Raw genomic sequence first — 25,287 nt, 5'->3', positions numbered from 1 at the left:
CGCCACTGAGAGGATGTGATGGAAAAAACCAGGCCCGGAAATCTCCCGGCAGAGCAGCGCCGCAATGCCACTGTCGAAGCGGTCGTTGATCTTGCCGCAACGACAAATCCCGGTGATATAACAACCGCGGCAATTGCCAGGCATATGAAACTGACCCAGGGGGCGCTGTTCCGGCACTTCCCTAACAAAGACGCGATCTGGCAGGCGGTCATGGAATGGGTGGCGAAGCACCTGATGTCTCGACTCGACAAGGCCGCAACAGGCATTGAGTCACCTCTTGCGACAATGCAGGCCATGTTTATGGCCCATATTGCTTTTGTTTCCGAGCACCCGGGCGCGCCGCGCATGTTGTTCGGAGAGCTTCAGGGCGCCAGGGCTACACCGGCAAAGCGCCTGGCCCATGCGATGCTTACACAGTATGCCGGGCGCCTGAACACACTGATTGAAACTGCGAAACAGCGGGGCGAGTTGCCACCGGATACCGACAATCATGCGGCGGCCATACTGTTTATCGGAACAATCCAGGGGCTGATCATGCAGTCGCTGATGTCCGGCGATATGGACCAGATGCGCCGGGACGCGCCGGGCGTATTCGCTATCTATCGGCGCGGAATTGTCAGTGAAGAGCCGGGAGGGGACCAGGAAACATAAACGGCTGGTCAAGTGCCTTTAACAAACGGGCATCCTGCTGGTAGACATCCGGGCGAAAAATCAGTTCGCCGTCCTGCCCTGGATGGACAGTCCAATAGTGCAGAATAACCGGCACCGAGCGCTTCAAATGAATGTTGCGGGTTTTACCTTCGGCAATCAGTGAATCTACATCTGCCTGGGTGCCGGTATCTTCAAACAGCATTTGCGCAAGCTGGAATACGCCCTGGACACGAATGCAGCCGGAGCTGAACGCGCGCTGTTGCCGGGAAAACAAGCCCTGGCTGGGGGTATCATGAAGATAAACCATGTGATTATTGGGAAAACGCAGCACCACTTGCCCAAGAGCGTTTGTCGGGCCCGGACCCTGGCGCAGCATGATGCCGCCCGGATTCCACCAGTCAATTGAGTCGGGGTCCAGTTGCTGGCCTGAAAAGTTGAGCACGCTGATATTCTGCCGGTCCAGGTAGGTGCTGTCGTGACGTATTTTGGGCAGCATGTCTTCATTGAGTATGGTGGGTGGCACGGTCCAGGTCGGGTTGATTGTCAGATGGGTAATCATTGAGCGTAGCGATGGCGTGCGTCTGTAAGGCTGGCCCACGACGATGCGAGAGCGCCATATTTCGCCGTTCGGACGAAAATAACTGATGCGATAGCCCGCGATATCGACCAGTACAAATTCTTCGGCTTCACCGTGCAACAGCCAGCGGGCGCGCTCCAGGTTTACCCGGATCTGATTGATACGCTCAGTGACCGGTACATTCAGTGCAGCACGGGTTCGTCGACCAACGACTCCATCTTCTTCCAGCAAATGGTGCCGCTGGAAGCGTCGTACCGCATCAACAAGGTGGTCAGTGTATTCATGGGTGGCCGGTTCACCGGTGATAAGCAGCCGTTTGCGTAGCAGGGCCACATCTTTATGAGTATCGCCGGGCCTGATCGGGCGTTGGCGGACCGGGAGCCGGGGCCAGCCACCCTGTCGCTCCAGCTGGCGGTATTGCGCAAGCCCGGCGCGCAAGCGTTGATAAGGTGCTGCTTCAGGCCTTGCCAGAGCAAACGCTTGCTCAAAGCGTTGTGCATCCACCGCCTGGGAAATTGCCTGCATGTTAAGAGAGGGCGCTGTGATAGGCGTTTCCCACTCAGGGTCAACACTGTAGGGGTCAACTTTGCCGCGCTGAAGGTGGTGGAGTACTGTCATCAGTGTGCGGCTGATACGTAACTCAAGCCGGAGGTGATCTTCCAGTGTTCCGGTTTGAGTTTGGAGTTGACGGTGCGACGACATCAGAGCATCTGGCCGGTAATCCGCTGCATTCAGGCCGTCGCTTTCTATGGTGCTGAGTGCGGCAGCAAAACCGGCAACGGTTTCGGCATGCTGCCATGCAGGGCGTCCCTGTCTGGCAGCATAAAAGTCTTGCAAGTCAGCCTGCTCGGCCGGTAAACGGTCTGCCAGGGCTTCGAATAGAATGCGGTCGTCTTCCGATGCGTAGGTGGCTGGCGTCAGGAGGAGCAGGAGCAAGATCGATATACTTGCAGCGATTACCCGGGTACCTGGCGTCATCCCTCTCTCCTCTATGGTGCTGTAGGCACCTTTCCATGATGAAATATATGGTTATAATGCTACACGATTTCAAAACAGGTTTTCTCAATGCCCATGAAACTCCTGAACCGATGGCTTTTCGGCACACTTTTATGCGGCCAGCTTTTGCTGGGTAATCTGCCTGCGCTGGCGGATGACTATCAAACTGAGGCTGCTGTGGTGCATTCTACGGCACGTCAGTTGGTGCTTGATAAGACGCTTGCCAGACTGGCACCTCAAGCCAGCCCCGATGTTATGCAGCTGGCGGCCAAGGCAATATCTTGCGCCGCTCCCGATGCGGAGCGTTTAGCGGTCATCGACTTCTCTCTGCCCTCTGAACAACCCCGTCTTTGGGTGTTTGATCTGAAAAACGAGGAGCTGTTGTTTAAGGAGCTGGTGTCTCACGGACAGGGATCTGGCAATGCCATGGCCAGCCAGTTCTCCAATGTGCCGGACAGTCATCAGTCCAGTATTGGTTTGTTTCGCACGCTTAACAGCTATCACGGCAGGAACGGTTATTCCTTGCGGCTTGAGGGGCTGGAATCCGGTGTCAATGATCTCGCTTATCAGCGCGCAATCGTGATTCACGGGGCGGACTATGTCAGCGAGAGCTTTATTGAAAAGGCGGGGCGCCTGGGGCGCAGTCATGGCTGCCCGGCCGTTCGTCAGGATATCGCCAGGGCGTTGATCGACAGCCTGAAAGAAAATCAGTACCTGTTCACTTACTATCCGGATTCGGAATGGCTGGCAAGCTCCGAATTTCTGCGTTGTAACCGCAATGAAGGTCAGCTCGCTCTGAATTGATTTACCTGATCGAAATCGTAAAAAACGGAGCGAATTATCACCGAGTACCGGTAATCGGGCTACTGTATTGAAGGCAACCCGCCCTATGTCTGTTTCTGATAATAGTGATGAGTACTGGATGACCCGTGCACTTTCACTGGCTGCACAGGCAGCCAGCCTGGATGAAGTTCCGGTCGGTGCGGTGGTTGTCCGTGATGGCGTGGAGCTTGGCTCGGGTTTCAACGCCCCGATCAGTGGTTGTGACCCTACGGCTCACGCCGAGATTTGTGCTTTGCGTGATGCCGCAACAAACGTGAATAACTACCGGCTGACGGGCGCAACCCTTTATGTCACGCTGGAACCCTGCACTATGTGTGTCGGGGCGATTGTACACAGCCGCATCAGTCGGCTGGTTTATGGGACTTGTGAGCCTAAGTCTGGTGCCGTTGAGTCGGCGCGCTGCACGCTGGATGAGCCCCACTTGAATTGGCAGGTGGAAACAAAGGGGGGCATCATGAAAGATGAATGTGGCCAGATTATAAGTAATTTTTTCAGCCGCCGGCGAGCCGAGATCCGGCAGCGGCGCAAACAGAGTTCAGGGAAGGAGTAGCTTCGCGTGAAAGTACTGGTAACCGGTGGAGCCGGATATATAGGCAGTCATGTTGTTCGTCAGCTGGCCGAGGCAGGGCATGATATTGTCGTTTTCGATAATCTTTCGACCGGGTACCGCTGGGCGGTAACAGCGGGTGAGCTGGTGGTGGGTGATCTGGCGAACGAAGCTGAGATTGATGAGGTGTTCTCGAATCATCAGTTTGAAGCAGTTTTGCACTTTGCCGCCAACATCGTTGTTCCGGAATCTGTCGCCAATCCGCTCAAGTATTACAGCAACAACACCCGTAATACACTGAACCTGCTCAAGGCCGTCGATAAGCACAAAGTGCCTTACATGGTGTTTTCTTCAACAGCTGCCGTTTACGGAATGCCCGAACAGACGGTTCTTACGGAAGATCTCCCGCTCGCTCCGATCAATCCTTACGGCGCATCGAAAATGATGAGTGAACGTATGATCATGGATCTGGCGGCTGCATCCGACCTTAACTACGTTGTGTTGCGCTACTTTAATGTTGCCGGAGCCAACCCGGATGGCTTGCTGGGGCAGGCGACACCCGAGGCAACGCACCTTATCAAGGTGGCGTGTGAGTGCGTAACCGGGCAGCGAGAAGGCATGAGTATATTTGGAACGGATTATGACACCCACGACGGAACCTGTGTGCGGGATTATATTCATGTAGAAGACCTTGCCAGTGCCCACGTTATGGCTCTTGATTATATGGCCGAAGGCGGAGACTCCCGGATCCTGAACTGTGGTTATGGTCGTGGGTTCAGTGTCCGGGAGGTAATCGATGTGGTGCGCAAACACTCCGGTGTCGACTTTCCGGTAGCGGAGGCAGGGCGCCGAGCCGGTGACCCCGCCGCTTTGATGGCGGATAATGCGCGCATCAAAGAAGTCCTGGGGTGGCAGCCTGCATACGATAATCTTGATGTTATCGTGCAGACAGCGCTTGCATGGGAAGCCATCTGGCTGAAAAAGAAGCAGGCCGCCTCCTGAGCCCGGGCAGACAGCTACCGGATGGAGGGGTGCTTGGCCATCATTTGCGAGCCAATCAGAATCATCCTGAGTTCGGCTTTCAGTTTGCCTGCCAGTTCAGCCCGCTCTCCGGGTGTTGCGTCCAGGGCGTCTGCGCCCTGGTTGAACACCAGGGTGACCATGGCCTCGGCTACCACTCTGGCATCGGATAGTGGTTTTTGTCTTTCATGACCAAAACGCCGCAGGTCGTCGGCAAGCTCCGTTACGAAGTGATCAATTTCAGCTTTTATCGCCGTACGAAAAGGTTTGGAGCCCCCGGTGCGCTCGCGAAGCATCAACCGGAACAGGTTTGCGTTGTTGCCAAGGTACTCCATAAAAATCTCTACCGATGTGGAAATCGCGCTCCCGTTGCGGGCAATGCGCTTGCGCGCCTGTCGCATCAGTTGCCGCAGCGCAACACCGCCTTCGTCTACCAGCACCAGCCCCAGCTCATCAAGGTCTGCAAAGTGCCGGTAGAAGGATGTGGGGGCAATTCCGGCTTCCCGTGCGACTTCCCGCAGGCTCAGGCTGCCAAACCCACGATCTGCACTCAGCTGGGCAAGCGCAGCATCCATCAGGGCGCGCCGGGTGAGAAGTTTCTGCTCGGCTCTGGTAGACACACTAAAGACTCCCTAACATGATGAATACAATAGTCTAGCGGTCTGTTACCCCTTGGGGAACCGCAAGGTAAGACCCTGGCATTCAGCCGTCGCCAAACGGGTCTGATTTTCGCCACCATTATGTTTATAATAGGCCGCTTTTGCAGTATGGTTCCTGCCTGCTCTGCGGGCAGGGCCTGACCGACATCAACATTAATCTCAGACACCAGATACAAACGGGAACCGGTATGCGCAGTCATTATTGCGGTGGGATCAACGAATCCCACATTGATCAGGAAGTTACACTCTGCGGATGGGTACACCGCCGCCGTGACCATGGCGGGGTTATCTTCCTGGATCTGCGCGACCGGGATGGTATCTCTCAGGTGGTGATAGACCCGGATACACCTGAAAGCTTTGCGCTGGCCGAAAAGGTGCGCAGTGAATTCGTGGTGCAGGTAACCGGTCGTGTACGTCGCCGGCCGGCAGGTACTGAAAACAGCAACATGCCAACCGGTCAGGTTGAGCTGCTGGGCAAACAGGTGGCTATTCTGAACGCCGCAGCAACACCGCCATTTCCACTGGATGAACATGTGGATGTGGGCGAGGACGTTCGCTTGCGCTACCGCTTTGTCGACCTGCGCCGTCCTGAAATGCTGAACCGTCTGCGTTTCCGCTCAAGGGTAACCAGTTACATCCGCAATTACCTCGACAGCAACGGTTTCATGGATGTGGAAACCCCCATTCTTACCCGGGCGACTCCCGAGGGTGCCCGCGACTATCTGGTACCCAGTCGCACACACGATGGCTCATTCTTTGCGCTGCCCCAGTCACCGCAGTTGTTTAAACAAATGCTGATGGTTTCCGGTGTTGATCGTTATTACCAGATTGCCAAGTGTTTCCGTGATGAAGATCTGCGGGCAGACCGGCAGCCTGAATTCACCCAGGTGGACATGGAGGCTTCCTTCGTCAGCGAAGAAGACCTGATGAACCTGAACGAAGACATGATCCGTGCGCTGTTCAACGATGTGATGAGCGTAGAGTTGCCGGAGTTTCCGCGTATGCCCTATGCCGAAGCCATGGAGCGCTTTGGCAGTGATAAGCCGGACTTGCGTATTCCGCTGGAGCTGCAGGATGTGGGTGAACTGGTTGCCGGCGTTGACTTCAAAGTGTTTGCCGGCCCCGCCAATGATCCTAACGGCCGTGTAGCGGCTTTGCGTGTGCCCGGAGGCGGTGAGCTGAGCCGCAAACAGATTGATGAATACACCAGATTTGTCGGTGTCTATGGTGCAAAAGGTCTGGCCTACATAAAGGTGAACGACCTGGCCAAAGGTGTTGAAGGCCTGCAGTCGCCCATTGTTAAATTCCTGGGTGACGATGTAGCCATGGCGGTTATCGAGCGTACAGGTGCGGAAGACGGTGATATTGTCTTCTTCGGCGCCGATAAAACCACGGTCGTCAATGAAGCCCTTGGCGCGCTCCGGATCCGCGTTGGCCATGATCTGAAGATGCTGACTTCTGAGTGGGCACCCCTGTGGGTTGTGGACTTCCCGATGTTTGAAGAGCTGCCAGATGGTGGACTTACAGCAATTCATCACCCGTTCACAGCGCCTGCGTGCAGCCCTGAAGAGCTGGCGGCAAACCCGGCTACAGCCTTATCCCGTGCCTATGACATGGTTCTCAATGGCACCGAGCTGGGTGGTGGGTCTATTCGTATCCACAGCGAGCAAATGCAGCAGGAAGTGTTCCGTATTCTGGGCATTGGTGAGGATGAAGCCCGGGCTAAATTCGGGTTCCTGCTCGATGCACTGAAGTACGGCTGTCCACCTCATGGTGGCCTGGCCTTCGGTCTTGACCGGCTGATCATGCTGATGACGGATGCCAGCTCCATTCGAGATGTGATCGCGTTCCCCAAGACCCAGAGTGCAACGTGCCTGATGACTCAGGCACCGGGAGAGGTGGATGAAAAACAGTTGCGAGAGCTGAATATACGCCTGCGTAAGAAACCGGCAAAAACCGCTGGCGACCAGGCATCTGACTCCGACGCATCCTGATCGCCCACAAGATGGCAATTATTCTGGGTGTCGACCCTGGTTCGCGGATTACTGGCTACGGCATTATCCGGGCCGAGGGCCGGCACATAGAATACATCGATAGCGGGTGTATCCGCATGGGTGAGAAACCTATGGCGGAGCGGCTGAAAATCATTTTTCAGAGCCTGGTAAGTCTGATTACCGAATATCGGCCCCAGGAGTTCGCTATAGAACAGGTTTTTATGGCGCGTAACCCCGACTCCGCACTCAAGCTTGGCCAGGCCCGGGGTGCCGCCATTGTCGGTGCTGCAACCAGTGGCCTGGCCGTACACGAGTATTCCGCACGGCAGGTTAAACAGGCGGTGGTCGGCAAGGGCGGCGCTGACAAGTCGCAGGTTCAGCATATGGTGCAGGCGTTGCTGTCACTGTCCCGTAAACCCCAGGCAGATGCCGCCGATGCCCTGGCTATTGCGTTGTGCCATGCCCACATGAACCAGAGTATTCTCCGGGTAGCCGGCAGCGCGGGCAGAGCGCGCAGTGGGCGTGTGCGACAAAAATAAACAGCTCTGCGGAGCGGCAGGAGGTTATCCTTGATAGGTCGTATCCGAGGTATTCTTATCGAAAAAACGCCCGGGCAGGCACTGATTGAATGCAGTGGCCTGGGTTACGAAATTGACATTCCCTTCACTACCTTCTACAACCTGCCGGATGTCGGGCAGGAAGTTACCCTGCAGACACATTTCGTAGTACGTGAAGATGTCCAGAGTCTGTATGGCTTTGCTTCGCGCCTGGACCGTGATCTGTTTCGCTTGCTGATCAGAGTCAACGGCGTAGGTCCCAAACTGGCTGCCGGCATTTTGTCCGGCCTGGACGCCCATCAGTTTATTCATTGTATTGAAGCGCGGGATGTTAAGGCGCTGGTGAAATTGCCCGGGGTAGGCAAGAAAACAGCCGAGCGGCTGCTGATCGACATGACAGACCGTATCAAGCAACTGGAAGGGCAGTTTACACCGGCAGCCGAAGTTGCAGATGGCTCAACGGCCAGTGAGCCAAGAGCATCAGCAAACGCGCACAGCCCGACCGATGAAGCGGCAGAGGCTCTTATCGCGCTTGGGTACAAACCTCAGGAAGCCGAGCGTGCGATTGCTAAAGTAGCGGACGAGGGGATGACCAGTGAAACCCTGATACGGCTGGCATTGCGCAACATGATCCCCGCCTGATGACGCAGTTTTAATCTGTCGCCCGTGTGGCGCCCAACCTGTAGAGAGCGTAACGTGACACGCAGAAGCTGGTTTGTACAATTGGGTCACTTCTGGCTTGAAAGTGGCAGTCCATTGATTTCCGACGAACGGATAAGAACATGATTGAGTCCGACCGACTGATCTCAGCGCGGGCCGGTGATCACGAAGAGGTACAGGACCGCGCTGTGCGGCCGGCATTACTCTCGGAGTATGTGGGTCAGCCTGCAGTGCGGGAGCAAATGGACATCTTCATCTCAGCGGCACGCGGCCGTCATGAAGCTCTGGACCATGTTCTGATTTTTGGCCCTCCGGGTCTTGGCAAGACGACGCTTGCCAATATTGTCGCCAATGAGATGAACGTGTCGATAAAGACAACGTCCGGGCCGGTGCTGGAAAAAGCCGGTGATCTGGCGGCCATGCTGACCAATCTGGAAGAGGGAGATGTCCTCTTTATTGACGAAATTCATCGCCTCAGCGCTGTTGTGGAAGAGGTGCTGTATCCTGCGATGGAAGACTACCAGCTGGATATTATGATTGGTGAGGGGCCGGCAGCCAGATCAATCAAACTGGATCTGCCCCCCTTTACGCTGGTTGGTGCCACAACCCGGGCGGGCCTGCTTACCTCACCGTTAAGGGACAGGTTTGGCATAGTTCAGCGCCTTGAGTTCTACAATACAGCAGACCTGACCCACATTATTGAGCGCACAGCACGGCTTTCCGGCGTGGATATTGATAAAGAGGGTGCGTACGAGATTGCACGGCGCTCCCGGGGTACCCCAAGGATTGCCAACCGCTTGCTGCGACGGGTAAGGGATTATGCAGAAGTGCGTGCGAACGGGCACATTAACGCTGCCACTGCCGATCAGGCCCTGAATATGCTAAAAGTAGACAGCGAGGGTTTTGATCACATGGATCGGCGACTGTTACTGGCAATGATTGAGAAGTTCGATGGCGGCCCGGTGGGTGTTGAAAGTCTGGCTGCCGCCATCAGCGAAGAGCGCGGAACCATCGAGGATGTCATTGAACCTTTCCTTATTCAGCAGGGCTTTATGGTACGAACGCCCCGGGGGCGCATGGTCACCTCCCATGCGTACCTGCATTTCGGTATTGAAAGGGAAGCTCCGGCTTCTGAAGGAGGTCCGGCTTGAGTCAGGGCGAATTCACTCCGTTTGAATGGCCCATCCGGGTCTATATTGAAGATACGGATGCCGGCGGCATAGTGTTTCATGCCCGTTATCTTCATTACATGGAGCGGGCACGAACGGAGTGGGTACGCAGTTGCGGTGTAGAACTTCGTGCCGGAATGGCCGAAAACATAAGCTATGTAGTGCAGCGTTTATCGATTCACTATGGCGCAGCTGCTGTTCTGGATGACGAGCTTGTGGTTTCTGCAGAACCCGTAGCCTTTGGCCGGGTCTGGATGGAGTTCCGCCAACAGGTACGTCGCGTGAAAGACGGAAAACTGCTGTGTGAGGGAACAGTAAGAGTTGCCTGCATAGCGCTGGACAGCAGCCGGCCAAGACGCTTACCTGAAAGCATGCGCGAACTGCTGGAGCGCGACAGTGGCTCACGCGACTAAGAGTAATCACGCAAATACGAAACAAACCAGGAAATAACCCAGGAGTAAGTGGTGGATTCGGAACTATCAGTCTGGAGTCTGATTGCAAATGCCGGTGTGTTGGTTCAGCTGGTCATGTTGTTACTTGCCGCCGCATCGGTGGTGTCCTGGGCGCTTATTTTTCAGCGCTTGCAAGTGTTTCGCAAAGCCCGGCGGGCTCAGTTAGCGTTTGAAGAGCGCTTCTGGTCCGGCATGGACCTGGGGCAGTTGTACCGGGAAGTAAGCTCGGAGCCGACACCCTACTCGGGAATGGAAGCCTTGTTCCGCGCCGGGTTTAAAGAGTTCTCAAGGCTGCGCCAGCAGAGCCGGGATGCTGATGCGGTTATGGAGGGCACGCAGCGGGCCATGCGAGTCGCGTTCTCACGTGAACAGGAGCGCCTGGAAACTCATCAGCCGTTCTTGGCGACTGTTGGCTCTACCAGTCCTTATGTGGGGCTGTTCGGGACAGTATGGGGCATCATGAACTCGTTTCGTGGCCTGGCTCAGGTTCAGCAAGCCACACTTGCAACCGTAGCCCCCGGCATCTCGGAAGCACTTATTGCAACGGCCATGGGGCTGTTTGCGGCCATCCCCGCAGTGGTTGCGTACAACCGCTTTTCAGCCAGATCCGATGCGCTGCTGAAAAACTACGAAACCTTTGCAGAAGAGTTTTCCAGCATTCTGCATCGGCGTGTCCACAGTGCCGAAAAGGCAGGGGCCTGATGAATTTAATTGTTAACAGCCGGAGCACACCGCTATGAAAGGGATGGGAATGATGCCCGAACAAAGGCGTAAGCCGATGTCGGAAATCAACGTTGTTCCGTATATTGATGTGATGCTGGTGCTGCTGATTATATTTATGGTGACAGCACCGATGCTGACGCAGGGTGTAAAGGTAGATCTGCCGGAAACTGCATCCGACCCGATTCAGACCGACAAAAATGTGGAGTCCATTGTGGTGTCGGTAGACTCCAACGGCGCCTATTATCTGGAGGTTGGTGATGAGGGCAGTGACCCCATGTCCCTGGCCAGGGTGCGTGATCAGGTGGCGAAGATACTTTCCCAGAGAACCTCGGGTGACATTCTGGTGCGGGGAGACGAAAACGTCGATTACGGCACTGTGGTGCGTTTGATGGCAACACTTCAGGGTGCGGGGGCAAGCAGTGTCGGTTTGATTACTGATACGGTCCCGGATGAAACGTGAGATCAGTGCAGGCGGAGTGGTTGTGACAGGTCAGGAACGGGAACTCAGTAGTACGGGGGCGCCGCCGTGGAAGTCGCCATTGGCGCTCTCGATTGCAATGCACCTGCTTATCGCGGGCATTGCCCTTGCTGGCTTTTCCTGGTCCTCACCGCCCCCTGAGCCACCGCCAAGCAGTATTTCTGCCCGCCTCATTACTCAACAGAAGCCGGAGCCCAGCCCGGTTACTGAACCTGTTGATGAGCCGGACAAAGACCAGGAGCGCGAGCAAGAAGAGAAACGAAAGCGGGCGGAAGCAAAACAACGCCAGCAAGAGGAAGAGGCACGCCAGGCGGCTGAAGAACAAAAGCGCGAAGAAGCCAGACGCAAAGAGGAAGAGCAGAAGCGTAAACGGGAACAGGCAAAGGCCGAGGAGCGTAAGGCTCAGAAGGCACGGGAAGCCGAAGCCGCCCGGCAAAAAGCAGAAGCCGAAGCTAAAGAGCGTGAACGCCGCAAAGCAGAAGCCGAAGCGGAAAAGCAGCGAAAACTGGAAGAAAAACGCAAGGCTGAAGCTGAAAAGCGCAGGCAGGAAGAACAACGCAAGCGCGAAGAAGCGGAACGCAAAAAACAGGAAGAACAGGCTCGCGAAGAGGCGGAGCGTAAACGCAAAGAAGCCGAACGTCGACTCCGCGAAGAGCAATTGGAAGCCCAGGCTGAGCAGGCCCGGGAAAAGCAGGCTGAAGAGGCGCGCCGCAAAAAGCAGGCGGCAGCTGCCAAGGCACGACAGGCCCAGATGCAATCTGAAAGCAGGAAGTATCAGGCCCTGATTCGTGAGCGCCTCAGTCAGGCCTGGTATCCGCCTTCGTCGGCAACAGAAAATATGACGGCCCGACTGCAAATTACGTTATTGCCAACCGGCGAGCTGGCAAGTGTAAAGCTGGTGTCCAGCAGCGGGAATACCGCTTTTGATAACTCGGCTCTGGGCGCCGTAAAATCTTTAAACCGGTACCCGGTGCCATCAGAGCGGGATACGTTTGAGAACTATTTCCGCCAATTCACGATTGAATTCAATCCTCGAAGATTGAGATAACAAGCGGGTAACGCCATGAAACAGAAACGTTCGTTCAGCCCATTAAAGACAATGCTTGCGGCGGTTGCCCTGGTGTTTATGGTTGTTACCAGCGCCCGGGCAGAATTACTGATCCGTATAACCGAGGGAGCTGACTCTGCAATACCAGTTGCCGTGGTACCGTTTGCCGAGAATGGCAACATGCCGGCCGGCGACAAGCTGAGCAGTATTGTGCAGTCAGATCTGACCATGAGCGGCGAGTTTCGTCCTTTACCTCCAGAGAAAATGCTGAGTCTGCCGTCACAGCGATCCGATGTGCATTTCCGGGACTGGAAGATGCTTGGCCAGCGCTATGTACTGGTCGGTCAACTTACCCGTAAAGGCGATAGGGTGCAGGCGCGTTATGAGTTGTTTGATGTTAACCGTGAGCAGCGGATTCTTGGTCAAACTGCAACTGCGCCGGCATCCAACCTGCGCTCACTGGCCCATCATGTCAGTGATAAAGTGTATGAAGCGATCACCGGTGTGCAGGGTGTATTCTCCACCAAGCTGGCTTACGTTACGCTTGACAGGGTGAATGGCAAAGCCCGTTACCGTCTTCAGGTAAGCGATATAGATGGCAAGCGTGCTGGCATTCGCCTTGAAAGCCAGGAACCCATTATGTCACCGGCGTGGTCTCCGGATGGGAAAAAACTGGCGTATGTTTCTTTTGAGACCGGAAAGCCCATTATTTATGTTCATGAGCTGCGCACGGGTGAGCGCACGGAAGTGGCAGATTTCCCCGGCCTGAACTCGGCGCCTTCATGGTCCGCCGATGGCCAGTCATTGCTGATGACATTATCAAAAGATCGTAACGCTGAGGTATACCAGATGGATCTCGGGTCCCGTAAGACAACCCGGCTTACCAATCACTGGGCAATTGATACCGAAGCCACCTGGGACAGCTCCGGCGACGGGGTGTTCTTTACCTCGGACCGCTCCGGCGGGCCCCAGGTGTATTACATGAACAGGCCGGGGGCCGAACCCCGCAGGGTTACGTTCGGGAGTCGCTACAATGCGCGCCCGCGCCCCGACAATCAGGGCAAGTATGTGTATTACGTACATCAGCGGGACCGGGCATTCCACATTGCACGCACTAATCTGGAAACTGAGGAGGAAACGGTTCTCACGCGCACAGAATCCGATGAGTCACCCAGCGTCTCGCCAAATGGCCGCATGCTTATTTATGCCACCAAGCGCGATGGCGACAGTGTGCTGACGGTTGTCGCAGCAGATGGCGGGGCGGCCTACAGCTTGCCCGCCGCCGAGGGCGATGTCCGCGATCCGGCGTGGGGGCCGGTTGCCCGATAGGTGCAGACAGGATAATTACCAGAGAAAACGCATTTACGTTAAACATCAAGAAGGAATGAGTTATGAAACTTTCAACCCAGACCAAAGTAATTGCACTGTTATTTTCCGCTGGCCTTTTCGCCGGCTGTAGCTCTACCGGTGAGCAGCCTGAAGAGGGAGGTTACGGGTCCGACGTAGCACCGATTGACCAGGAGGGTGGTTCTACAGTTTACGGCGCAGATGATGACGGCGGGATTTCTTCATCTTCAATGACCGAAGACGAGCGTATGGAAGCTCAGCAGCAGGCGGAGCAGGACGCCCTGCGTGAAGTTACCACTTTTTACTTTGACTTCGATACCTCCGAAATCAAGGCTGAAGCCCGCGACGTGCTTGTGGCCCACGCCCGTTATTTGTCTGACAACCCGCGCCAGAACGTACGCCTTGAAGGGCACGGCGATGAGCGTGGTTCTAAGGAATATAACCTGGCATTGGGTGAGCGCCGTGCCAAAGCCATCGAGCGCTTTCTTGTTGTAAACGGTGCTTCTCGGGGGCAGATGGAAACCATAAGCTATGGTGAAGAGAAGCCGGCGGTTATGGGGTCTTCTGAAAGTGCCTGGGCCCAGAACCGCCGTGTGGAACTCGTATTCGAGTAAACACACCAACAAAGTCAGGTTAAGCCCATGAGAAAAGAGCTCATGGCGGCAGTGATCTTCCCGCTTGCCCTGGGGCAGGCGGGAGTGACGCTGGCGCAGTCAACAGTCAATGCCTTTCAGACTACTGCCTCAGGGAACTCCGGTCAGGCTACGTCCGAGTTGTTCTATATGATTCAGCAGCTCCAGGGGGAGGTGCGACGACTCAAGGGTGAGACAGAAGAGCAGCGGCACCTAATAGAGCGCCTGCAAAAACAGGGCAGGGATCGCTACATCGACCTGGATCAGCGGATTCTGGACCTGTCAGAAAAGCTCTCCGAGCAGTCGCAAGCCGCCCCGGCAAGTGTCAGTGCAACAGATGAGGACAGCTCTGAAAACATACGAGAGTATCGTCAGCCGGATGCTGAAGAGCGGGAAGCCTATCAGGAGATCCAGGACCTTATCCAGAAACAGAAAAAATACGATGAAGCCATCAGCAGGCTTTATGAGTTCATCGATAATTACCCCGAGGGCGATCTTACGGTTAATGCCTATTACTGGCTGGGTGAAGTCTATCTGGCAAAGCCTAAACCGGAACAGGCGCGGCAGGCATTTTCGATTGTCGCAACCCGTTATCCGGATCATCGAAAAGCGCCGGATGCAGTTTACAAGCTGGGTGTAGCGCTGGATAAGCTCGATGAGAAAGCCGAAGCGCGGCAGCATATGGAGCGGGTTGTAAAGGACTATCCGGATACCGGCGCTGCACAATTGGCCCGGAAGTTTCTGGACTCAGAGGGCACGTAAGACGGTAAATGCAAAAAAATAATAAAAAACATGGCGGAAGGGGTTGATCGCCGCCAAAAAATCATTACTATATGCGCCTCGCTTGGGTCGTTAGCTCAGTTGGTAGAGCAGTTGGCTTTTAACCAATTGGTCGATGGTTCGAATCCATCACGACCCACCATATTAGACATTCCAGCGCTCAGCTGAGCCGCGCTGGGATCGATCAGGGTCCGGGTACTGATCACCAGTTTTGGGTCGTTAGCTCAGTTGGTAGAGCAGTTGGCTTTTAACCAATTGGTCGATGGTTCGAATCCATCACGACCCACCATATTCAGCGATTTTTTTCAGTGTAAAGTAGAGACTTAAAGGGCTGCAGCGATGTAGTCCTTTTTTTTTGGCTGTTCGTTTTCCAGTCAGTTGCCGGGAATTGCAAGACTCGGAATACTTCGTACATTCGAACTCGTCCCCGAAGTGATATACTCGGAGTCAGAACGTAGTGGCGGAAAGTAACTGATGCTAAGTAACTGAGAGTATCCGTAAATGACAAAAGCTGAAGACCGTATCCTTGTTCAGGAACATTTGGCCCACGCAGCGGAGCCCAAACAGCTCAGTGCTGATGAGAAAACCTGGCTTGAGAGCCGTATCAAGGCTGTCCTTAAGGAAAAAGACGCCGTTCTTGTGGCTCACTATTATACAGACCCGGATATCCAGCGCCTCGCGGAAGAGACGGGCGGTTGTGTGGCAGACTCGCTTGAAATGGCCCGCTTTGGCAATCAGCATCCGGCTTCGACCGTGGTTGTAGCTGGTGTGCGATTCATGGGGGAAACCGCCAAAATCCTGAATCCCGAAAAGCGAATTCTTATGCCGACTCTCGAGGCAACCTGCTCGCTGGATGTGGGGTGCCCACCCGATGAGTTTGAAGCCTTCTGTAATGAACACAGTGACCGTACTGTTGTGGTGTATGCCAACACCTCAGCCGCTGTGAAAGCGCGCGCGGACTGGGTGGTAACGTCCAGCTGCGCCCAGGCTATTATCGAAGACCTGGATGCAAGGGGAGAAAAAATTCTCTGGGCTCCGGACAAGCACCTTGGGCACTATGTACAGAAAACAACCGGTGCTGACATGTTGCTGTGGGATGGCTCCTGTATTGTGCATGAAGAATTCAAATACCGCGGGCTGGAAGATCTCAAGGCTCTTTACCCTGAGGCAGCCGTACTGGTTCACCCGGAGTCGCCGGATGCCGTTGTAGAAATGGCCGACGTGGTTGGCTCAACCTCGCAACTGATTCATGCGGTGCAAACGTTGCCGAATCAGGAGTTTATCGTAGCCACCGATAACGGCATTTTCTACAAAATGCAGCAGCTGGCGCCCAACAAAACCCTGATTGAAGCCCCCACTGCCGGTGACGGTGCCACTTGTCGCAGTTGTGCCCAGTGCCCGTGGATGGCGATGAATGGGCTGAAAAACCTGCTGCATGTGCTTGAGCATGGCGATCAGGAAGTACTGGTCGGGCCAGACACCCGGGAAGCAGCGCTCAAACCCTTGCGGCGTATGCTTGACTTCACCTCGGGGATGAACCTGAAGGCTGCAGGTAACGCCTGATATCAGCTGTTTCTGCGTGCCTGGAGGCGGCTGGTGATTTCCCCCAGCCGCTCACTCACAACCTGCCTTTGGGCGGAGCCGGCGGGTAGTTTTTCCTGAGCCTGCCGCAGTTGTCTCTGGGCAGACTCCAGGTCGCCCATCAGTGCATTGTATTCCGCTCGTGCCCGATGAACCCCCACGATATTTCTGGCCATGCCCTCGGCCTCTGCCAGCCTTAACCATATATGTTCCTGTTGTGGCATGTTCCGGGACAGCTGGGTGAGGTGTCTGGCAGCCTGTGTGCCATTACCTGCCGCTATCTCCACATCTGCCAGGGTTGAGGTGATCGGGTAATTACCTGGATTTCGGCTCAGGGCTTCCTCAAGTATCGATCTGGCCTTACTCAAATTGCCTTGCTCAATATTGATTTCGGCCTCGGTAACCTGCAGCGTTATTCGCCCCGGGGCGCGTTTCAGCAATTCACGAATGATTTGCTGGGCCTGATCCGGCTGATCATTCTTCAGGTAAGCCATTGCCAGTCCGTATTGAATGGCCAGGTTGTTCTGGGCGTCCGGCTTTTCAAGCCGGTTTTCAAACGTGCGTACCGCGACATCCGGAGAGGCTGCGTAGTGTACCTGCAGACGGCTGCGAATCAGATGGTATTCCTGGCTGTCGTGGACGGTTTTATCCGGGTATTGCTCTGCCCGGTTGCGAGTGTCAGCCACCCGGCTCTGCGTCAGGGGGTGCGTAGAAAGATATTCTGGCATGTTGTTACCCTGCAGCCGGTTTTGCCGCATCATGATCTCGAACATCTCGGGCATGCCTTTGGGATCAAGCCCGGCGCTGGCGAGAATGTCCATGCCGACACGGTCAGCTTCCTGTTCATGGGAGCGGCTGTAAGCAAGCATGTTCTGTATAGCCAGAGCCTGAGTGCCGGCAATGGCTGCAATGCCAATATCTGACTGAGTGACGGCGGAAAGCACAATGCCCGCAATCATACCGGCGATCGTAAGAGGCGTGCTTGTTTCCTGTTGCTCCAGTCGGCGGGCAAAATGTCTCTGGCTCAGGTGGGCAAGCTCGTGCGCAAGTACAGATGCAAACTGCTGCTCTGTGGCAGCGTTAAGAAACAGGCCGCCATTTACGCCAACAATTCCGCCGGGTACCGCAAAGGCGTTAATGGCCGGGCTGTCAATCAGGGCCAGGGTGATGTCCGGGCTTTCCAGTGGCGCCGAAGGGACGAGCCGGTAGGTAATGGCACTCAGGTAGTCGTAAACCAGAGGGTCTGTGATCCTTGGTGCAGACCTGCGGATTGAGACCATTACCTGCTGACCGATATCGCTTTCCTGCTGCCCCGAAATAAGGCCGCCACTAGCGCCACCTATACTCGGAAGGCGGCTTTCCTGGGCCACTGTGGCAGGGCCGGAAACAAGGGCAAAAGCCAGCACAGTAACCACTGCAAGCGTTCGGTACCAGCGATGCTTAGTCAGAATGTTTTTCATGTAATACGTCAGGCTCCTGATTTGGGCAGCTTCTTCAATAACCGGGTCGGGTCACAAGTAAACCCCGGGTTAACAGGTATTGTGGTGCAATACAGTGTTACTGGGGGCATAATGCCGACTTTCGAAATTTATGTCTTGTGATGGTGTGTTTTTTATGGCTGATCGTACATTGAATGCGTCCGGTTTGCGTTGCCCGATGCCGCTGCTGAAGACAAAGCTGGAGCTCAATACCATGTCTCCCGGCGAAACACTCGAAGTGATTGCTACGGATGCCGGCTCCGCCCGGGATATACCGGCGTTTCTGGAGCTGTCTCGTCATCACCTGGTGAGCACGTCGGAAGCGGATGGGCATTTCCGGTTTGTGATAGAGTGCAGCGATTGAATTTCCGGAGTCCCTGATGGTCAGAATTTTACGCGGTCTTGCACATAAATACTTTTCAGATGACGAAGCTGTCATTCTTTTCCTGATTCTGGTAGCCGGCACAGTCTTTTTTGTACTCTTCGGTGCCATGCTGGCACCGGTGATCGGATCCCTGATTATAGCCTTCATTTTGCAGGGTCTTGTTACCCGGCTGAACAAACTCGGCGTGCCCGAGGGGCTGGCCATCCTTCTTGTGTTTCTTGTATTTCTGGGCGTTCTGGTAAGTTTTATCTTTGGTCTGTTACCACTTGTCTGGAGTCAGGTCAGCACACTGGCAGGGGAAACGCCCAGAATTATCCGAGAGTTGCAGACGTATCTTGCTCTGCTGCCTGAAGAGTATCCACATCTTATTTCAACCCAGGCAGTCAGTAATATCTACCAGCAGGTAAGTACAGAAGTAGGAAACCTGACTCAGTGGCTGGTTTCCTTTTCATTGTCGAGCATCCCCGACCTTGTAGCTCTGCTTATTTACATGGTGCTGGTGCCGATACTGGTGTTCTTTTTTCTTAAAGACCGGGGGGTGCTGCTCGACGCCATTGCCAGGATGTTGCCGCCTCAGCGCCCGATGATGCTCCAGATCTGGCACGAGGTGAATCTGCAGTGGGCCAGATATGTCCGGGGGAAAGCGCTTGAAATTCTGATAGTCGGGGGCTCTACATACGTTGCCTTCAAGCTTTTGGGGCTGCCGTATACTGCACTGCTTTCGCTTTTGGTCGGTCTGAGTGTGGTTATTCCGTACATTGGTGCGGCCGTTGTGACGATTCCAGTGGCAGTGATCGCACTGTTTGCGTTTGGTTGGGGAACGCACTTTATATGGGTGATGGTGGTCTATGGAGTTATCCAGGCCCTGGATGGCAACGTCCTCGTACCTGTTCTGTTTTCCGAGGTGAATAACCTGCACCCGGTTCTTATTATTATATCAGTGCTGTTTTTCGGGGGTGTATGGGGATTGTGGGGTGTTTTCTTTGCTATTCCGCTGGCGACCATGCTTAAAGCTGTTTTTTCGGCGTGGCCGGTGAAGGAGGGGGCTCCTCCTTCAGCCGATCCGGATCAGGCGTAGCCGCCCGGACTCAGAGTGCCTTCACGGCCTCGAGCACTTCCTCGACGTGCCCGGGCACTTTGACCCCGCGCCACTCCTGACGCAGTACGCCGTCCCGGTCAATCAGGAATGTGCTGCGTACAATGCCCATATGTTCTTTGCCGTAGAGCTTTTTTAGTTTGATAACGTCAAACAGGCGGCAAAGTTCCTCTTCTTTATCCGAGATCAGGTGAAACGGGAACTCAAACTTTTGCCGGTAGTTTTCATGGGCCCTGAGCCCGTTCCGTGAGACGCCCAGAATTTCTGTATCCAGTTCAGTGAATTCTTTCATGTTATCCCGAAAGTCTTCGCCCTCTGCGTTACAGCCGGGGGTGTTGTTTTTCGGGTAAAAGTAGATCACCACATTCTTACCCCGTAAATCTGCGAGGCGAATGGTTTGATCACCAGTGGCTGGTGCTTCAAAATCAGGTACAGGCTGATTCAATTCAACAGATGACATGAGATCTCCTTTAATTCACTTGTGTCAGTTCGTGCCCAACATTACCATATCCATTTTATTCGGACGGAGCATTTATGATTACGGGTAGCCTTGTCGCACTGGTCACGCCCATGCATCCAAACGGTGATATTCACTGGGAGCATCTGGACGCACTGGTGGACTTTCATATTGAAAGCGGTACAAACGGTATCGTTGCTGTGGGAACCACCGGCGAGTCTTCAACACTCGACCAGAAAGAGCACTGCCGGGTAATTGGTCATATCATCAAGCGCGTGAACGGACGCATACCGGTTATTGCCGGTTCGGGTGGTAACAGTACCCGGGAGGCTATCGAGCTGACAACCGAAGCCCACAGGCTTGGGGCAGACGCCTGTCTGCTCGTTGTGCCTTATTACAACAAGCCGACTCAGGAAGGCCTCTATCAGCACTATAAGACCATTGCAGAGGCAGTGCCTGGAATCAACCAGATGCTTTATAACGTGCCCGGACGAACCGCCTGCGACATGCTGAACGAGACGGTTCTGCGCCTTGCAGATATTCCCAACATTGTTGCCATTAAAGACGCCACAGGCAATATTCCCAGGGGCGCCGAACTCATTGAGGCGCTCGACGGGCGTCTTGCGGTGTATTCCGGTGATGATGCCACTGCGGCGGAACTGATGCTGGCAGGCGGCCAGGGTAACGTTTCAGTGACCGCTAACGTTGCTCCTAAAGGAATGGCTGAACTGTGTGCGGCTGCCGTTGCCGGTAATCGCGAAGAGGCAGAGCGCCTGAATGAGCGTCTGATGCCTCTTAACCGCAAGCTGTTCCTTGAAGCAAATCCGATACCGGTTAAATGGGCGCTTCAGCGCATGGGTATGATCGGGGAGGGCATACGGTTGCCCCTGACCCAGCTGAGCGAAAAGTTCCATGCAGAGGTTGAAGAAGCGTTAGCAGAGTCAGGAGTACTCTGATGCAGGATCATTCAGGAGCCCGCAAGTTCAGTACATTTCGCCCCGTGGCCGCTGCGTCCGGGCTCTTGATTGCTGTTGCACTCTCCGGTTGCAGCCTGCTGGAAGACAGATCTGAGCGCTATGTGAACGAAAAGCCGGGCGAGCCTCTGGCATTGCCAGAGTCGGCCGATAGCTCCCGGATATCACAGGCAATGCCCATTCGCCAGATCAACCCGGCAGATGCCAGTAAAATGTATCCGTCTGATATCCCCCGTCCGCCGGACATGACCTCTGAGATTCTTGAAGAGAATTACGTGATAGAGGAGCTCGATGGTCGGGCCTGGCTGCTGATAAACGATGTGCCCGGCCGTATCTGGCCCGGTGTTACAGCGTACATGAATGAGCAGGGCCTGGGTGTCGCCCGTGACAATCCGCAACTTGGCCTGTTGCAAAGTGAGCTGGCAAACTTCAGCATGCGCGCCCGCGAGCTTCTGGAGTTACCTGAACAGCCTGCCAGCGCAACAGCAGCTGAACCTAAAGCCATCATGCAGGTTCGCGTAGCACCCGGGGTACGGCGCAAGACAACAGAGATTCAGGTGCGAAAGCTCACGTCTGCTGGCGAATCAGACGACAGTACCGGCTGGCCCGGAGAGCTGGTTTCCTGGAGCAGTACTGGCGATCCGTCCGCTGCCCGACTGGCGCTGCAAAAACGCCTGCTTGCAGATATTGGTGAGTTTCTGAAAGCCAGGGAAGAGAGTAAATCATTCTCCCGTGCAGCTTCAGGTATGGAAACCAAACCCCTGGTTAACCTGGTGTCTGAAAATGATACGGCTCAGTCCATACGAATGGACCTTGATTACGGTCGGGCCTGGGCTGAGGTAAACCGCGCACTCACTGAACTGGATAACCCGGTCCTCGACCTTAACCGCAGTGAAGGCTGGCTGTTTGTTGATTTCCGTACGGCCGATGAGCGTGATCCGGGCTGGTTCAGCTGGTTCAGCAATAAAGACAAGCCCCGCCATACCCATACGATCAGCCTGGCTGAGCGTGACGGCCAGGTGTATGTGACAGCAGAGACTACTGACGACTACAACGGCGACAGGAAGGCCGAAGACGCGCTGACTCAGCTGTTCGATTACTTATACTGATCAAGAAAGGAGGCTGTGCGACAGGCCTCCGTCCCGGAGATTTATGATGGAAAAACGCGAAGAACTCTACGCAGGTAAAGCAAAATCTGTGTTCCGTACTGACGACCCCGAGCGTTTTGTACTTGTGTTTCGTGATGATACATCAGCCTTTGACGGCGAAAAGAAAGAGCAGCTTAATCGCAAGGGAATGGTTAATAACCGCTTCAATGCCTTTGTAATGGAAAAGCTCGAAGCCGCAGGTATACCTACCCACCACGAGGGCCTGCTGTCGGCTACCGAGTCACTGGTCAAGAAACTGGACATGATTCCTGTGGAATGTGTGGTGCGGAATATTTCTGCGGGCAGTCTGTGCCGCCGTCTTGGTGTGGAAGAAGGGTTAGAGCTTAATCCGCCCACCTATGAGTTGTTCCTGAAGGACGACGAGTTGCACGATCCGATGGTTAACGAATCCCTGGCTGTCAGCTTCAACTGGGCAACCGAGGCCGAGCTTGCACGCATGAAAGAGCTGACCTATAAGGTCAACAGTGTGCTGAAGAATCTGTTTGATGAAGCCGGGATGCTCCTGGTCGATTACAAACTTGAGTTTGGCCGTAGCGGCGATGACATTGTGCTGGGAGACGAATTCAGCCCGGACGGTTGTCGGGTCTGGGATAAAGAAACCCGCAAAAAAATGGACAAGGACCGTTTCCGGCAGGGTCTGGGTGATGTTATCGAAACCTATGAAGAGGTGGGACGTCGTCTTGGAATCAACTTTGACTGACACCCAGCTGTAAACACAAAACGATAAAAACCCACAGGTGTACTCTTATGCGTAAACTGACACTTGCCACAGGCAGCTTCTTGATCCTGGCCGCGCCTCTTGCTCAGGCGGATATCCTTGGCCTGGGTGCCAGTGTGAGCTACTGGGATTCAGATCTGTCCGGAAACGTCGCCAAAGACAGCAACTCTGTGGATGTAGATGACGAACTGCGGCTGGATAACGACGGTAACGCCAACGCCGGCCTTTACCTTGAACATCCGGTGCCGCTGCTGCCCAACGTAGCCTTGTCGTACACAAAAATTCAGCAAAGTGGGCGCGGACAGTTATCTCAACAGTATGATGGTGTAGACCCGGGCACGGTGTATTCCGAGCTGGATCTTGAACAGCTGGATCTGACCCTGTACTACGAGGTGCTGGATAACTGGGTAAATCTTGACCTGGGACTGACAGTACGTGATTTCTCTGGTGAGTTAAGGATGCAAAGCCGCACAAACTCAACCCAGTCAAGCCGCACGGAAGCCGATGCTGTGTTGCCTTTGGGCTATATTTCAGCCCGTTTCGATTTACCATTTACCGGCGCATCTGTGGGCGCGGGGGGCAACTTTATCAGCTACAGCGGCGACTCCATGCGCGATTTTAATGTGTATGGCCAATACCGTATTTCAGTGTTGCAGTTGCGCGCAGGTTACCGTCAGATTGCCGTGGACTACGAAGACGGCGACGACGTTTTTGATGTGAAACTCGACGGACCGTTTGTAAGCGCTGGCGTCACTTTTTAAGTGCCGGCTGAGCTGTAAAAAAGGAGCGAAAACTTGAAGATTCTGGTAACAGGCACGGCAGGGTTCATTGGTTCTCAGCTGGCTCTTCGTTTATTGGACCGGGGTGACGAAGTCATTGGCGTTGATAATGTTAATGACTATTACGATGTTAACCTCAAAGAAGCCCGGCTGGCGCGTCTGACCGGCCACGCCGGCTTTACTGAAGTACGTGAGGACGTTGCCGACCGCTCGGTGATGGCAGACATCTTTGAAAAACATCGCCCCGAACGGGTTGTGCATCTGGCGGCCCAGGCCGGTGTGCGTTATTCACTGGAAAACCCGAACGCCTATGTGGATGCCAACCTTGTTGGTTTCATGAATATCCTTGAAGGCTGTCGCCATAATGGTGTTAAGCACCTGGTGTATGCTTCCAGCAGTTCTGTGTATGGTGCTAATGAAACCATGCCGTTCTCTGTCCACGACAATGTGGATCACCCTCTGAGCCTGTATGCTGCGTCGAAAAAAGCCAATGAGCTGATGGCGCATACTTACAGCCATCTCTACGGGTTACCCACCACCGGCCTGCGCTTTTTTACGGTATATGGCCCCTGGGGACGTCCGGACATGGCGTTGTTTATCTTCACCAAAAAGATTCTTGCCGGCGAGCCCATAGATGTCTTCAACCATGGCAACCACAAGCGTGACTTCACCTACATTGATGATATCGTTGAAGGCGTTATTCGCACACTTGATCAGGTAGCGCAACCAAACCCTGGCTGGGATGGAAAAAGTCCGGAGCCGGGTACCAGTAAAGCGCCTTATCGCATTTATAACATCGGCAGCAATAACCCGGTTGAGCTGTCCCGGTTTATTGAAATTATTGAAGAACGGACGGGTAAGAAAGCGCAGAAAAACCTGCTGCCCATGCAGCCCGGCGATGTGCCGGCTACCTACGCGGACGTTGATGACCTGATCAATGACGTAGGGTATAAGCCGGCAACCGATGTGGAAGAGGGGATTGCCCGTTTCGTTGACTGGTACCGGGAGTTTTTCCGGGTCTGATTCAGGCTGTGTTCCCGAAGCGCTCTTCCAGCCAGTTATTGATGTCACTGGACTCGTAAAGCCATTGCTCGCTGCCATCTGCATTTCGAATGCGGAGGCAGGGCACTTTAATATTGCCGCCGCCCTGTTCAAGGTCGGCGCGATGGGTTTGGTTGTGTTGTGCATCACGCTTCTCGATATTCAGGTTCAGGCGCGCTATCTGTTTGCGGACCTTCACGCAGAAGGGGCAGGTTTTGAACTGATACAACGCCAGGTTTTCACAGGCCGCATCTACTTTTTGTTGAGCCTCAGTGCTGCGTTGTACGGGTTTTCCTCCGCCCAGTTTTTCGCTCAACAGCACGAAAGGCGTCAAGATAAGGCGCAATGTCCGGAAAAAATAACGGATAACGACTCGCATTGAATAAACCTCTGATCTGATACATGGAATCCGGCGCACAGTATAAAGCAAAAAAGGTATCAATCGGGCCAACTGCCCGAATCTGTAGATGTTTTAT

General features: G+C 54.5%; 28 protein-coding genes and 2 tRNA genes. 25 read left to right on the top strand and 5 right to left on the bottom strand.

The features are described 5' to 3' along the window. Positions 1-18: 18 nt before the first annotated feature. Positions 19-651 carry a TetR/AcrR family transcriptional regulator gene (locus FFI95_RS08580; protein ID WP_144822004.1) on the top strand — a complete coding sequence of 211 codons (633 nt, stop codon included), beginning with the start codon at positions 19-21 and terminating at the stop codon, positions 649-651. Here FFI95_RS08580 and FFI95_RS08575 read toward each other — a convergent pair. Next, positions 617-2,206, bottom strand: a complete 1,590-nt coding sequence (locus FFI95_RS08575; RefSeq protein WP_144822003.1) for a L,D-transpeptidase family protein — start codon at positions 2,204-2,206, stop codon at positions 617-619. The two genes, FFI95_RS08580 and FFI95_RS08575, sit on opposite strands and share 35 nt — an antisense overlap. Positions 2,207-2,293: 87 nt before the next feature. On the opposite strand from FFI95_RS08575, the gene FFI95_RS08570 reads away from it, so the two are divergent. From FFI95_RS08570 to galE, 3 genes are all read left to right on the top strand, one after another. Continuing rightward, a complete protein-coding gene (locus FFI95_RS08570) occupies positions 2,294-3,028 on the top strand; it encodes a murein L,D-transpeptidase catalytic domain family protein (protein WP_144822002.1) in 735 nt (244 codons plus the stop codon). An 85-nt stretch (positions 3,029-3,113) separates the two neighbouring features. Further along, positions 3,114-3,617, top strand: coding sequence for a tRNA adenosine(34) deaminase TadA (tadA, locus tag FFI95_RS08565; protein WP_144822001.1), 504 nt, complete (start codon positions 3,114-3,116; stop codon positions 3,615-3,617). 6 nt (positions 3,618-3,623) lie between these two features. Next, the gene (gene galE, locus FFI95_RS08560; RefSeq protein WP_144822000.1) at positions 3,624-4,616 is read left to right on the top strand and encodes a UDP-glucose 4-epimerase GalE; all 993 of its coding nucleotides are present in this window, start codon (positions 3,624-3,626) and stop codon (positions 4,614-4,616) included. Positions 4,617-4,630: 14 nt separating this feature from the next. Here galE and fabR read toward each other — a convergent pair whose 3' ends face one another. Next, entirely contained in the window at positions 4,631-5,254 is a 624-nt protein-coding gene (gene fabR, locus FFI95_RS08555; RefSeq protein WP_144821999.1) for an HTH-type transcriptional repressor FabR, read from the bottom strand. Positions 5,255-5,481: 227 nt separating this feature from the next. On the opposite strand from fabR, the gene aspS reads away from it, so the two are divergent. The 14 genes from aspS to nadA all read left to right on the top strand — a co-directional run bounded on the left by aspS (position 5,482) and on the right by nadA (position 16,696). Beyond that, positions 5,482-7,287: an aspartate--tRNA ligase gene (aspS, locus tag FFI95_RS08550; RefSeq protein ID WP_144821998.1), complete on the top strand. Its 1,806-nt coding sequence runs from the start codon at positions 5,482-5,484 to the stop codon at positions 7,285-7,287. 11 nt (positions 7,288-7,298) lie between these two features. Then, positions 7,299-7,826 (top strand): crossover junction endodeoxyribonuclease RuvC, encoded by a 528-nt coding sequence (ruvC, locus tag FFI95_RS08545; RefSeq protein ID WP_144821997.1) that lies wholly within the window; start codon positions 7,299-7,301, stop codon positions 7,824-7,826. Between the two features lie 30 nt (positions 7,827-7,856). Next, on the top strand, positions 7,857-8,486 hold the full coding sequence (gene ruvA / locus FFI95_RS08540) for a Holliday junction branch migration protein RuvA (protein WP_144821996.1): 630 nt from the start codon (positions 7,857-7,859) through the stop codon (positions 8,484-8,486). A gap of 140 nt (positions 8,487-8,626) precedes the next feature. Further along, positions 8,627-9,655 (top strand): Holliday junction branch migration DNA helicase RuvB, encoded by a 1,029-nt coding sequence (gene ruvB / locus FFI95_RS08535; protein WP_144821995.1) that lies wholly within the window; start codon positions 8,627-8,629, stop codon positions 9,653-9,655. Next, entirely contained in the window at positions 9,652-10,086 is a 435-nt protein-coding gene (gene ybgC / locus FFI95_RS08530; RefSeq protein WP_144821994.1) for a tol-pal system-associated acyl-CoA thioesterase, read from the top strand. The genes ruvB and ybgC overlap by 4 nt, the downstream gene beginning before the upstream one ends. A 51-nt stretch (positions 10,087-10,137) precedes the next feature. Next, the gene (tolQ, locus tag FFI95_RS08525) at positions 10,138-10,827 is read left to right on the top strand and encodes a protein TolQ (RefSeq protein ID WP_144821993.1); all 690 of its coding nucleotides are present in this window, start codon (positions 10,138-10,140) and stop codon (positions 10,825-10,827) included. Between the two features lie 34 nt (positions 10,828-10,861). Next, positions 10,862-11,308, top strand: coding sequence for a protein TolR (tolR, locus tag FFI95_RS08520; RefSeq protein WP_144821992.1), 447 nt, complete (start codon positions 10,862-10,864; stop codon positions 11,306-11,308). Between the two features lie 79 nt (positions 11,309-11,387). After that, a complete protein-coding gene (tolA, locus tag FFI95_RS08515) occupies positions 11,388-12,374 on the top strand; it encodes a cell envelope integrity protein TolA (protein WP_144822438.1) in 987 nt (328 codons plus the stop codon). A 51-nt stretch (positions 12,375-12,425) separates the two neighbouring features. Continuing rightward, positions 12,426-13,703 carry a Tol-Pal system beta propeller repeat protein TolB gene (gene tolB, locus FFI95_RS08510; RefSeq protein ID WP_144822437.1) on the top strand — a complete coding sequence of 426 codons (1,278 nt, stop codon included), beginning with the start codon at positions 12,426-12,428 and terminating at the stop codon, positions 13,701-13,703. A 62-nt stretch (positions 13,704-13,765) separates the two neighbouring features. Beyond that, positions 13,766-14,335 (top strand): peptidoglycan-associated lipoprotein Pal, encoded by a 570-nt coding sequence (gene pal, locus FFI95_RS08505; protein WP_144821991.1) that lies wholly within the window; start codon positions 13,766-13,768, stop codon positions 14,333-14,335. A gap of 27 nt (positions 14,336-14,362) precedes the next feature. Further along, positions 14,363-15,115 (top strand): tol-pal system protein YbgF, encoded by a 753-nt coding sequence (gene ybgF, locus FFI95_RS08500; protein ID WP_144821990.1) that lies wholly within the window; start codon positions 14,363-14,365, stop codon positions 15,113-15,115. Positions 15,116-15,199: 84 nt separating this feature from the next. Next, positions 15,200-15,275 (top strand) — tRNA-Lys (locus FFI95_RS08495). Between the two features lie 71 nt (positions 15,276-15,346). After that, positions 15,347-15,422: transfer RNA gene (locus FFI95_RS08490), tRNA-Lys, on the top strand. Positions 15,423-15,634: 212 nt separating this feature from the next. Beyond that, positions 15,635-16,696, top strand: coding sequence for a quinolinate synthase NadA (gene nadA, locus FFI95_RS08485; RefSeq protein WP_144821989.1), 1,062 nt, complete (start codon positions 15,635-15,637; stop codon positions 16,694-16,696). Between the two features lie 2 nt (positions 16,697-16,698). Here nadA and FFI95_RS08480 read toward each other — a convergent pair whose 3' ends face one another. Continuing rightward, positions 16,699-18,174: a M48 family metalloprotease gene (locus tag FFI95_RS08480; RefSeq protein ID WP_144821988.1), complete on the bottom strand. Its 1,476-nt coding sequence runs from the start codon at positions 18,172-18,174 to the stop codon at positions 16,699-16,701. Positions 18,175-18,328: 154 nt separating this feature from the next. Between FFI95_RS08480 and FFI95_RS08475 the strand changes: the two genes are divergently transcribed. Together FFI95_RS08475 and FFI95_RS08470 are read left to right on the top strand one after the other, a co-directional pair. Next, positions 18,329-18,556, top strand: a complete 228-nt coding sequence (locus FFI95_RS08475) for a sulfurtransferase TusA family protein (RefSeq protein WP_144821987.1) — start codon at positions 18,329-18,331, stop codon at positions 18,554-18,556. 16 nt (positions 18,557-18,572) lie between these two features. Next, positions 18,573-19,655 (top strand): AI-2E family transporter, encoded by a 1,083-nt coding sequence (locus FFI95_RS08470; protein ID WP_144821986.1) that lies wholly within the window; start codon positions 18,573-18,575, stop codon positions 19,653-19,655. Positions 19,656-19,665: 10 nt separating this feature from the next. On the opposite strand, the gene FFI95_RS08465 is transcribed toward FFI95_RS08470, so the two are convergent. Beyond that, a complete protein-coding gene (locus tag FFI95_RS08465) occupies positions 19,666-20,133 on the bottom strand; it encodes a peroxiredoxin (RefSeq protein WP_144821985.1) in 468 nt (155 codons plus the stop codon). A 74-nt stretch (positions 20,134-20,207) separates the two neighbouring features. Between FFI95_RS08465 and dapA the strand changes: the two genes are divergently transcribed. The 5 genes from dapA to FFI95_RS08440 are packed head-to-tail and all read left to right on the top strand — an operon-like array spanning position 20,208 to position 24,793. Next, positions 20,208-21,086 (top strand): 4-hydroxy-tetrahydrodipicolinate synthase, encoded by an 879-nt coding sequence (gene dapA / locus FFI95_RS08460; protein WP_144821984.1) that lies wholly within the window; start codon positions 20,208-20,210, stop codon positions 21,084-21,086. Further along, a complete protein-coding gene (gene bamC / locus FFI95_RS08455) occupies positions 21,086-22,213 on the top strand; it encodes an outer membrane protein assembly factor BamC (protein ID WP_144821983.1) in 1,128 nt (375 codons plus the stop codon). The genes dapA and bamC overlap by 1 nt, the downstream gene beginning before the upstream one ends. A gap of 46 nt (positions 22,214-22,259) precedes the next feature. Next, a complete protein-coding gene (purC, locus tag FFI95_RS08450) occupies positions 22,260-22,973 on the top strand; it encodes a phosphoribosylaminoimidazolesuccinocarboxamide synthase (RefSeq protein WP_144822436.1) in 714 nt (237 codons plus the stop codon). 47 nt (positions 22,974-23,020) lie between these two features. Next, positions 23,021-23,752: a TIGR04219 family outer membrane beta-barrel protein gene (locus tag FFI95_RS08445; protein ID WP_144821982.1), complete on the top strand. Its 732-nt coding sequence runs from the start codon at positions 23,021-23,023 to the stop codon at positions 23,750-23,752. A gap of 33 nt (positions 23,753-23,785) precedes the next feature. Continuing rightward, on the top strand, positions 23,786-24,793 hold the full coding sequence (locus tag FFI95_RS08440) for an NAD-dependent epimerase (RefSeq protein ID WP_144821981.1): 1,008 nt from the start codon (positions 23,786-23,788) through the stop codon (positions 24,791-24,793). 1 nt (position 24,794) lies between these two features. Here FFI95_RS08440 and FFI95_RS08435 read toward each other — a convergent pair whose 3' ends face one another. Beyond that, positions 24,795-25,190, bottom strand: coding sequence for a glutaredoxin family protein (locus tag FFI95_RS08435; RefSeq protein WP_144821980.1), 396 nt, complete (start codon positions 25,188-25,190; stop codon positions 24,795-24,797). Positions 25,191-25,287 lie beyond the last annotated feature (97 nt).

The organism is Marinobacter piscis (assembly GCF_007671655.1).
Lineage (GTDB): Bacteria > Pseudomonadota > Gammaproteobacteria > Pseudomonadales > Oleiphilaceae > Marinobacter > Marinobacter piscensis.
The sequence above is the reverse complement of the archived record's forward strand: the minus strand, read 5'-3'. Positions and strand labels throughout refer to the sequence as shown.

Coding starts and splice junctions, on each gene's coding strand:
- FFI95_RS08580 (WP_144822004.1), top strand. CDS start 19: ATGGAAAAAACCAGGCCCGGAAATCTCCCGGCAGAGCAGCGCCGCAAT.
- FFI95_RS08575 (WP_144822003.1), bottom strand. CDS start 2,206: ATGACGCCAGGTACCCGGGTAATCGCTGCAAGTATATCGATCTTGCTC.
- FFI95_RS08570 (WP_144822002.1), top strand. CDS start 2,294: ATGCCCATGAAACTCCTGAACCGATGGCTTTTCGGCACACTTTTATGC.
- tadA (WP_144822001.1), top strand. CDS start 3,114: ATGTCTGTTTCTGATAATAGTGATGAGTACTGGATGACCCGTGCACTT.
- aspS (WP_144821998.1), top strand. CDS start 5,482: ATGCGCAGTCATTATTGCGGTGGGATCAACGAATCCCACATTGATCAG.
- ruvC (WP_144821997.1), top strand. CDS start 7,299: ATGGCAATTATTCTGGGTGTCGACCCTGGTTCGCGGATTACTGGCTAC.
- ruvB (WP_144821995.1), top strand. CDS start 8,627: ATGATTGAGTCCGACCGACTGATCTCAGCGCGGGCCGGTGATCACGAA.
- tolR (WP_144821992.1), top strand. CDS start 10,862: ATGAAAGGGATGGGAATGATGCCCGAACAAAGGCGTAAGCCGATGTCG.
- tolB (WP_144822437.1), top strand. CDS start 12,426: ATGCTTGCGGCGGTTGCCCTGGTGTTTATGGTTGTTACCAGCGCCCGG.
- pal (WP_144821991.1), top strand. CDS start 13,766: ATGAAACTTTCAACCCAGACCAAAGTAATTGCACTGTTATTTTCCGCT.
- ybgF (WP_144821990.1), top strand. CDS start 14,363: ATGAGAAAAGAGCTCATGGCGGCAGTGATCTTCCCGCTTGCCCTGGGG.
- nadA (WP_144821989.1), top strand. CDS start 15,635: ATGACAAAAGCTGAAGACCGTATCCTTGTTCAGGAACATTTGGCCCAC.
- FFI95_RS08480 (WP_144821988.1), bottom strand. CDS start 18,174: ATGAAAAACATTCTGACTAAGCATCGCTGGTACCGAACGCTTGCAGTG.
- FFI95_RS08475 (WP_144821987.1), top strand. CDS start 18,329: ATGGCTGATCGTACATTGAATGCGTCCGGTTTGCGTTGCCCGATGCCG.
- FFI95_RS08470 (WP_144821986.1), top strand. CDS start 18,573: ATGGTCAGAATTTTACGCGGTCTTGCACATAAATACTTTTCAGATGAC.
- FFI95_RS08465 (WP_144821985.1), bottom strand. CDS start 20,133: ATGTCATCTGTTGAATTGAATCAGCCTGTACCTGATTTTGAAGCACCA.
- dapA (WP_144821984.1), top strand. CDS start 20,208: ATGATTACGGGTAGCCTTGTCGCACTGGTCACGCCCATGCATCCAAAC.
- bamC (WP_144821983.1), top strand. CDS start 21,086: ATGCAGGATCATTCAGGAGCCCGCAAGTTCAGTACATTTCGCCCCGTG.
- purC (WP_144822436.1), top strand. CDS start 22,260: ATGGAAAAACGCGAAGAACTCTACGCAGGTAAAGCAAAATCTGTGTTC.
- FFI95_RS08445 (WP_144821982.1), top strand. CDS start 23,021: ATGCGTAAACTGACACTTGCCACAGGCAGCTTCTTGATCCTGGCCGCG.
- FFI95_RS08435 (WP_144821980.1), bottom strand. CDS start 25,190: ATGCGAGTCGTTATCCGTTATTTTTTCCGGACATTGCGCCTTATCTTG.